The organism is Aeromonas sp. 604176, assembly GCF_049170755.1.
GTDB classification, from domain to species: Bacteria; Pseudomonadota; Gammaproteobacteria; order Enterobacterales; family Aeromonadaceae; genus Aeromonas; species Aeromonas veronii_A.
Genome location: NZ_JAAKNE010000150.1, coordinates 1 through 8,479, shown reverse-complemented (window position 1 = coordinate 8,479; position 8,479 = coordinate 1). Strand labels below are relative to the sequence as shown.

7 protein-coding genes are annotated in these 8,479 nt (G+C 61.2%); all 7 read right to left on the bottom strand.

Going from position 1 to position 8,479, the window contains the following annotated elements:
- Nucleotides 1-151: 151 nt before the first annotated feature.
- Nucleotides 152-712 (bottom strand): hypothetical protein, encoded by a 561-nt coding sequence (locus G5358_RS19080; protein ID WP_421324711.1) that lies wholly within the window; start codon nucleotides 710-712, stop codon nucleotides 152-154.
- Between the two features lie 34 nt (nucleotides 713-746).
- Entirely contained in the window at nucleotides 747-2,171 is a 1,425-nt protein-coding gene (locus tag G5358_RS19075; RefSeq protein ID WP_421208338.1) for an FAD-dependent oxidoreductase, read from the bottom strand.
- Between the two features lie 102 nt (nucleotides 2,172-2,273).
- Nucleotides 2,274-3,113 (bottom strand): FTR1 family iron permease, encoded by an 840-nt coding sequence (locus G5358_RS19070; RefSeq protein WP_421208340.1) that lies wholly within the window; start codon nucleotides 3,111-3,113, stop codon nucleotides 2,274-2,276.
- The gene (locus G5358_RS19065; protein WP_421208342.1) at nucleotides 3,113-6,103 is read right to left on the bottom strand and encodes a YncE family protein; all 2,991 of its coding nucleotides are present in this window, start codon (nucleotides 6,101-6,103) and stop codon (nucleotides 3,113-3,115) included. Before G5358_RS19065 ends, G5358_RS19070 begins: the two co-directional genes overlap by 1 nt.
- Nucleotides 6,104-6,107: 4 nt before the next feature.
- The gene (locus tag G5358_RS19060) at nucleotides 6,108-6,557 is read right to left on the bottom strand and encodes a hypothetical protein (protein WP_323912068.1); all 450 of its coding nucleotides are present in this window, start codon (nucleotides 6,555-6,557) and stop codon (nucleotides 6,108-6,110) included.
- Nucleotides 6,558-6,856: 299 nt separating this feature from the next.
- Nucleotides 6,857-7,333 carry a DUF2919 domain-containing protein gene (locus G5358_RS19055; RefSeq protein ID WP_421172181.1) on the bottom strand — a complete coding sequence of 159 codons (477 nt, stop codon included), beginning with the start codon at nucleotides 7,331-7,333 and terminating at the stop codon, nucleotides 6,857-6,859.
- 150 nt (nucleotides 7,334-7,483) lie between these two features.
- Nucleotides 7,484-8,431: a magnesium/cobalt transporter CorA gene (gene corA, locus G5358_RS19050; protein ID WP_266133904.1), complete on the bottom strand. Its 948-nt coding sequence runs from the start codon at nucleotides 8,429-8,431 to the stop codon at nucleotides 7,484-7,486.
- Nucleotides 8,432-8,479: the final 48 nt, after the last annotated feature.

Sequence of the window (8,479 nt, the reverse complement as noted above, 5' to 3'; positions counted from 1 at the left end):
CCCCTCATCCCCAGCCCTTCTCCCGCAAGGGGAGAAGGGGGCAAACCAGCGTCCGGGTGCATTTATCGGCAGGCCGTGCGTAGGGTGGGTAGAGCGCAGCGAAACCCACCGTTTGTCAGAGCGAGGTGGCGCAATGATTGGCAGGTTGCCATCAAAGCGGCGCCAGCACGGCCATCAGCGCTTTTTCTGCATCGCTAAAGGCGGCGGCGTCGGCGGGCTTGGCGCCCACCCCGAATACCCCCGGGTTACCGATGGCATCGAGCACCCTGGCCAGCGCCTGTTCGGCCGCCTTGCGATCTCCTTCATTGAGTGATGGGAGGATCAAGTCGAGGAAGCGCTTGCTCTTGACCACCAGCACCTTGGCGGTCTGGTAGTCGCCAAGATTCTGGCTGGCCCCTTCGAGGCGGCGCTCGATCTCCGCCTTGTAGGCGCGGTTGAGCAGGGCGGCGGTGGTGGCAGCGTCTTTGGCCTTGATGGCGGCGGCCAGCGGCCCTTGCAGTTCCACCTTGTGGTGCTGTTCCAGATAGGTCAGCTCGTCGGCAATCTCGCTCAAGGTGGTGCTGGCATCCTTGCCGTCAGTGGCGGCGCCCAGCAGCGCTTCGCGGGCGTCGATCAGTGGCTCCTTGCCGGCGGCGGCGTAGGAGTAAGCCTGCGCCTGCCCGCAGAGGGTCAGCAGCAGGGTGAGGGCGAGTAAACCCGGGCGGATGGTCATCCTGTTCTCCTTACTTATGCCAATGGCGCGGCACTCAGGCCACGCTCTGGGTTTCAATCACGGTATTTTCGTTGCGATGGTTAAAGATGGCGTGGCGTCTGTCCACCCCGTCGATCACCATGTCGGCAGCCATCATCCCCATCTCCATGGCGGTGTCGGTGAAGATGTAGCGGAATGTCCCCTGACGGCCGGTCATGATGAGGTTTGTGATGGGCATCAGCGCCTTGATCGCTTTGTTACGACGGGCCTGATAGCCCAAATCCATCAGCGGATAGGCGTACTCGCTGCTGGCTTCGAAGGTCTCATCGCCAAGCTTGGCGGTATCGACACCGAGGCTCGCCAGATCGGCGATGACCCGACCTCGCAGGTCGGCCAGCGGCGCCTGCCAGGTAGCATCCCCCGGATTGCAGGGGATCTCCAGCATTACCGAGGTCTGGCCCTGGGGCGCCATAAAGGGGCTGCGGCGGCGCGGCTCCTGCAGGCGGGTGGCCAGAATATGGGGGTCGGAGAGGTACTGCCAGGTGTTGTCCGACAGGTTCTCCTGTTTCAACGGCATATTGACGAAGCGAAGCGACCGGTAGTGCAGATCGCACGGTAAGCCCAGATGCTGGCAGGTGAGCGGCAGCGGCAGGGTGGAGATCACCTGATCAAAGCGCTCGCTCTGCTCAATGTCATCTTGTTTCCAATAAACCCGCTCGATGCGGTCATCAGCCTGCTCAAGGCGGGTGATGGTTGCGCCGGTTTTGAGCTCAACGCCCTCTGCCACCAGCCGCTCCCCCAGGGTGGTGAAGATCTGGCCGAAGCCATATTTTGGGTAGCGGTATTTGCGGGCATAGGTGCGCACCGAGATACTGCCGTTGCGTCTTGGCAGCAGGCGGCGCGCCACGTCTTTCAAATCGATGAGGCTGATGCGCTGACCGGCCCAGTCGGCGGAGAGCTTGTCCGGGTTGATACCCCACAGCTTGCCGGTGTAGCCCTCGAAAAACTGGCGATAGAGGGTGCGGCCGAAGTGACTCTGGATCCACTCGGCAAAGCTCGCCTTGGCAAAATCATCCGGCTTCTTGCTAAAGGGCAACAGCAGCAAGTCTTTTACCGCCCCGGCCATCAGGGCGAGCGGCGCCGTCTTGAGCAGGTTGGGCAGGTTCAGGGGGTAGTCATAGGTGCGCCCGCCAAAGCGGATAACGCTCTTGCGCTCGGCGTGGAGCAGGTCGTCACCCATCAGCTCGTCGATAAAGGCGAGCAGCTCGGGGTTCTTGGTGATAAAGCGGTGCCCGCCGTAGTCGAAGCGATACTCGCCGTCGCGCCCCTTGAAGGTCTGGGTGGCGCACATGCCGCCGACCACCGGCTCCTGCTCGAACAGGGTGACTGCAAAACCGGCGCAGCGCAGGCGCCAGGCCGCCATCAAACCGGCGGGGCCAGCGCCCAGCACTGCAATGCTTTTCTTGTTGTTATCGCTCATGACCTATTCCAAAACTACTTGATAGATCAGGAAACCGCGCCAAGGCGCGGCCCCCGAATAGTGTTGTTACCCCGTGGCCTTGTTGCTTCAGGGCGTGTTGGCTCAGCCCTTGCCAGTCGCGGCACTTACCTGCGGGTGATAGCTGCGCTGCCAGAGGGTAACGAAGATCGCCAGATAGAGGGCCCAGGTCAGCAGCTGCAAGCCAGCGGGTGAGGCATTGTAGCCAAACAGGGCGCGCAGGAAGGTACCAAATACCCCCTGATCGTCGAGAATGTGGCTGATGTCGAACACCGGCGTGGTCCAGAAGGTGATGATATCTGCCGCCTGCAACATGTTGACGGCGGACGAGAGCAGACCTGCGGCGATGATGATGATAAGCAGGCCGGTCCAGCGGAAGAAGGGGGCCAGCGCCACCTTGCGGGTGGAGCGCAGCAGCCCCCACACCAGCGCGATGGAGACCAGCAGCCCCGCCAGCGCGCCCATCAGGCCGGATTGCAGATCGACCCCTTGCCCGGAGTAGAGCAGGGCGGAGAAGAAGAGCACGGTTTCAAACCCTTCGCGCATCACCGCCAGAAAGGCGAGCAGCACCAGACCAAACAGGTTGCCGCCATCGATGGCTGCATCGATGCGCGCCGTCATGGCCCCCACCTGGGATTTGGCCTGTTTTTGCATCCAGATCGCCATATAGGTGAGCACCAAGGTGGCGAAGATGAGGATCCCCGCCATCAAGAGGTGGTTGTAGCGCTCGCTCTCGAACTGGCTTACCACCACCTGGAACAGGAAGGCAACGACCAGGGAGGCGACAAGGCCAAGCCCCACCCCCAGGTAGATGAACTTGTTGTAGCGACTAGCCCCCAGCTTGGCGAGGTAGGAGAGGCAGATGCCGACCAGCAGGAAGGCTTCCAGCCCCTCGCGCAGGGTAATCAGAAAACTTGCAAACATCAGGATTGAGGCTCCGTAGCGGGCGTGACGGGGAGAGGCTGCAATGTAAGTTGCAACCGATTTAGCTGCACTATGGGTGGCTCCGGCAAGCTGGGCTCGGCGGCGCGCACCGCATCATTGACCCACTTGGGGTAGGTGCGGAAATTGAGTTTGATATCGGTCTTGAAGGGCCCTTGGGCTTCTGCGGGCAGCGGCCAGACTTCATCCCGCCAGCCATCGGCCGGAATGCGGGTATCTTCCAAGAGCTTGGCGTAGCGCCAGAACTTGAGCCCCACCGGCTTGCCCTCGGCATCACCGAACACTTTGCGAAACAGTCTCGCATTCTCAGGGACAGCACCATCCACCGGCTGGCCGCTGGCAAGCACCACCTTGCCGTTGGCGTCGGTGACGGTCAGCTCCAGCCAGAGTTCACGAAAATCGGCCACCCCGGTGGGCAGGGCATGGCCCGCACCGGTATTGGCGACCCGCACCACCAGCTGCTGACAATCGGCCGTCGGTTCGATACGGGCGGAGAGTGTCGCGCTGGAGCGCAGCAGGGCCAGACTCTCCTGCTCGAGTTCAGGATTGCGCAGCCCCACCAGCTGGTGCTGGGCGCCGGTGAAATTGTGGCGATAGAGCCGCGCCTTCATGGTGCCGTTTTCGGTGGACTGGCCCGCCACCGGCGCACCGCCATTGCCTGGCTCCGGGTTCATATGGCAGTCGATGCAGGTGCGCCGCTTGGCGGGATCCTCGGCGTTCGCGAAGCTGGATTTTTCCCACTCGTCCCAGGTGTTGACGATATTGGCGCCGGTGCCTGGGGCAAACTCGTTGTGGCACGACTTGCACAGGGCCGCGTCGCGGTAGAAATCCTTCTGATAGGAGGCTTTGTGGGCCGCCGGACGGGCGTTGATCTGCCGCTCGGCCAGCCAGTGCTGGAGGCTGCCGCCCGCGGCATCCTCGAACACATAGCTCTCGCGGTCTTTCAAATTCACGGTAAAGGCGCTGTTGCCGCCCGCGCCTTCTACCTTGGTGATGCGATGGCAGAGCACGCAGCCGGTCCCTTCCTCCACCACAGGTTCGCCCGCCTTGTGGGCGGCAATCAGCGAGGCGCCGCCCTGCTCGAACATGTGGGAGCCCTTGGGCAGATCCAGCTGGCCTGTCATCACCTGCTGGGGCATGTGGCAGCCCTGACACCATTGGCCAAACGCTTCTCCTTCGGTTTCGCGGGCCAGCGCCTGCACCACCTTGTAGTAGGGGTGGGAGTTGCCCATCAGCCGGTGGTTGCTCTCGCTCCAATCTTTGAAGGCCTGTTGGTGGCAGTTCTGGCAGGAGGCGGAGTTGAGCCACTCCTTCGGGTGGGTAGTCGGCGCCTTGGCGGGATCCGTGCGCGGGGCATCGAGTCGCAGCCAGTTGGCGAGATAGGGGAGGTTGCCATCGGCGGTGACGAAGGCGTGCAGATCTTCCATCATCGCCTTCACCTCGGGCTGGGGCTTGGCGGGGTCAACTGCCTCGGCCCCATCGCGGGTGTCATGGCCCATGCCGCCCTGGGTCTGCTGGGTCATGCGCAGGTATTCGCCGACAAAATCCCCCGCCACCATGTTGGTGAGGTTGGCGTGGCCGTTGATGGCGTTGTCGCCGCTCTTCTGGCGATGGGCCGCCATCAGATAGCGGTTGGTGAAATTGAATCCGTCCAGATGGCAGGAGTTGCAGCTCATCCAGTTGTCTCCCGCCATGGGGAAGCGTGGGTTGGACGCAGTGTTACCAAGGTTGAACAGCCGCTCGCCGCGCTGAAGCGGTTCGGGGCGCGGATCCGTCTCTACCAGCTTGGCGAAGTGGGGCAGATCGACGGTGACTCGGGCAAACGGGCCGCTACCGCCGCTATTGAGGCGGGTAAGATCCTGCCCCATGGCGTTGTGCACCAGAATATGGTCGCCATCGATCAGCAGATCCCGCGGATTCTGGCCCGGCAGGTGACGCAAGAGCTGGGTCGCCTTGGCGCCCCCCTGAAACTTCTTGCGGCGGTGACGGTTGTTGTTGGACTTGCCGCTGCGGGAGAGATCAAACACCAGCAGATCTTCCGAGCCCGCCAGGGTCAGATAGACCCGCTTGCCGTCGGCGGCAAATCGGGCTGCAAACGGGTTGGAGACGATCTGGCTGCGGTTGCCGACGCTTGGCAGGTTGATCTGCAAAAAGAGCTGTTTTCTTTCATCGACCCGCTCTTTCTCCTCATCGAGATCGATGATGGAGACCGCCGGAAAGACGGTGCTCTGAAACTGGAAGGGGTGCTCGAAGCTCCACAGCACATGAGGCAACCAGGCCTCGCTGCCATCGGGGGAGAGGGCGATGCCATCGAGCAGGCGCGGCAATCCCTGAGAGTCGCTCGGCGTGTCGCTATGGGTCTCGGCCAGGGTAATGAGCTTGGGCTTGGGAAGCGAAGATCCCTTGGCGCCGTGGCCAAGCGTGGCGAGATCATAGATGGCGAGCTGGCCGGTCATGGCGTGGGTGAGCAGCAGGCGATCGTCGTTGGTCAGGGCCAGTCCACGGGGAGTCTCGGCGGTTTCTGCATCCAGCTGGAGGTTGCCGGCGCTGTCGTAAGCCTGCAGACGAGCTGATTCGAACAGCGTGACCCAGAACCACTGCCGTTTGGCATCGAAGATGACCCCGTAGGGTCTATGGCCGGTGGGGATCGCCTTTTCCAGATCGAGATCATCATCCAGCAGCAACAGGCGATCACCGCTGTAGTCGGTGACCAGCAGGGTGCCGTCATCGGCGCGGGCAAGCTGGCGTAGATCGCCCCCCAGCTGCACCTCTTTGAGCCGCTTGCCGCTATCGCGCTCAAGCAGGGTGACGGAACCTGCGCTCAGGTTGGCGGTGACGAGGCGCGGGCTTTGCCCCTCCTCATAGGCGATCATCCCGGCGCCCATCTGCTGGGCCAACGCAAAGGGGCTGGTCAGCAGCAGGAGGAGGGCCAGCAGGGGTGACAAATATGCAGAGAACGATGACTTCAACATGGGATCAGGAGCGCCATTTCAAGATGGTCCAGCGCCAGGCGTGGCGCAGCACCAGAGGAGTTAACGCCAATGCGCTCAACCAGTGGGCCCAGCTGGCGAGGTTGCCCATGGCATCGCCCGGAGTGCCGTGCAGCACCAGCAGCAGGCCACTGGCCAGACAGAGCAGCAGCAGGGCTTCAATAATCCGCCCCGTGGTGCGTAAAAAGGGTTTGTTGCTGCGGTTCAACAAGCTGCGATGGGAGAGCCAGAAGGCGCCAAACAGCAGGGGAAACAGGGTGAGCGAGAGCATCACATGCAAGAACAGATTCCAGCGCGCCAGCGACCAGAGCGGGGTCAGCGGCTCCCACAACAGTAGGCCGGAGAAGAACATCAGATAGAGGGTACCCTCGGCGGCCTGATGGTGGTAGGCCAGCCACTGCCAGAATTGTCGGGGTGAGAGAGAAAGGCTTGTCATAAAGGCTCCAGCACCCGGGCGGGGCAGCCCGGGGGGAGCAAGTTTATAACGCAGTAAAAGTAATGAAAAGTGTTATCAATTCCATTGATAATGAATCAAGCCTGAATGAACGGGGTGACCTAACACGACGATTGATAATTCCTTATCCGCTTGGCCGCCACCTATGGGGCGAGAGTGCGGGCGCAGCCGCTCCTCGACAGCGGGGCAGCTTGCGGCTCGGGGTTATGGCCGCGCGTCGGGCATTCAACTCACCAAGAGGCTTTTTATATTTATTTCAATTGATTGCAGCTAAAACTTGGCTAGATTTTCGACTTCTGATGAGGATCATCAGCAGCATATTCCCGTAGCTGGCGACTGCGCAGCAGATACCAGAGTGACCAGAGGCTGGCGACCAGCACCAGTGCGGTAGGCCAGCTGAATGACCACTTCTGCAGATTGAGGCTGTGCAACTGCATCAGCAGGCCGCTGACGGCAGAGCAGAGCAGCAGCAACGGGCTGTGGCGCCGGAGTCTGGCGCGAATGCTCTGGGTCTGCTGATAGGTGCCCCCGCAGGCGAGCAACGCCAGCATTGCGGGTACGTCGGTCAGCAGGCTGATGTAGAGGCTGATCCTGTCGGGATAAAAGAGGGTCAGGATTTCACTGCCGCTCTCGCGGGTGACGCCGGCCATCAGAAACAGCCAGACCGAGCGGGTCAGCAACAGGGCGATGGGCCAGAACCAGAGGGGAGGGCGCAACTGGCCGTGATCGTCATATCGATGTTCGGGGTAGAGGGTCATGGTTGCCCGATATCCATTCATAGAGTGCAAGTGATGCAAGGGATATGGGGCGAAGGCGAGCCCTTTGCAAGGCGCGGGAGAGAGCGGGAATTAATCGGGGGGCCATGCCCCCCAATCCGCGAAAAGTTGTCTTGTGCCGAGCGGCTGGCGTTACAGCCACCCCTTGCGCTTGAAGAAGAGCCCGGTGCCCAGCGATGACATCACCATCAGCACCAGCGAGAGGGGATAGCCATACTCCCAGGCGAGCTCAGGCATGCGGCCAAAGTTCATGCCATAAATACTGGCGATCAGGGTCGGCGGCAGGAAGATCACGGCGGCAACCGAGAAGATCTTGATCACCTTGTTCTGCTCCAGATTGGTCACCCCCATGGAGGCCTCCAGCTGGAAGTTGATCTTGTCGAACAGGAACTGGGTGTGAGGCAGTAGTGACTCCACGTCGTGCAGCATCTCGTCGATCCACTTGTTCTGCTCCAGGCTCATGCGCTGGCGCAGGCTGCGTTTGAGGAAACGCAGGGCGCGGCGGGTATCGTGCAGGGAGAGACGGATCTGGCCGTTGGCCTCTTCCTGTGCCAACAGCTCCTTGAGCATAGGGTTGATCTGATCCGGCTCGAAGATCTGATCGGCGGTGTTTTCCAACGTCTTGTAACCATCTTCGATAAGATCGGAGAGGTACTCCACCTTGAGGTTTTGTACCTCCAGCAGGATATCGAGGGCATCCTCCACCTCCAGCCGATCCTGGCGCATATAGTGGCGCAGCAGGCGCACCAGCCCGATGTCATCTTCACGAATGCTGATCAGCAGGTTGTTGCGCAGGGTAAAAGAGACGTGGACACCCTTGGTGTCACGACCGATCCGTTGGGGAAACAGGGAGTGAATGTGCAGACCATCGGTATCCCAGTAAAAACGGGCGGATGCTTCGATGTCGTCGAGCTCTTCCTTGTCGGGAACCTCTTCCAGGAACAGGCCCGTCAACCATTCTCGCTCTGCCGTGTCCGGCTTGTAGGCATCCAGCCAGACCGTGTTGTCAGGTACTATGTCGTCAGGCCCGAGCGTGACTATGTCCAGCACCTTGTTATTGAGAATGTAGGCGGTGATCATCTGTCCCCCCTTAAAAAGTCATGGGTAATCAGGGATGGTTGCACAGGT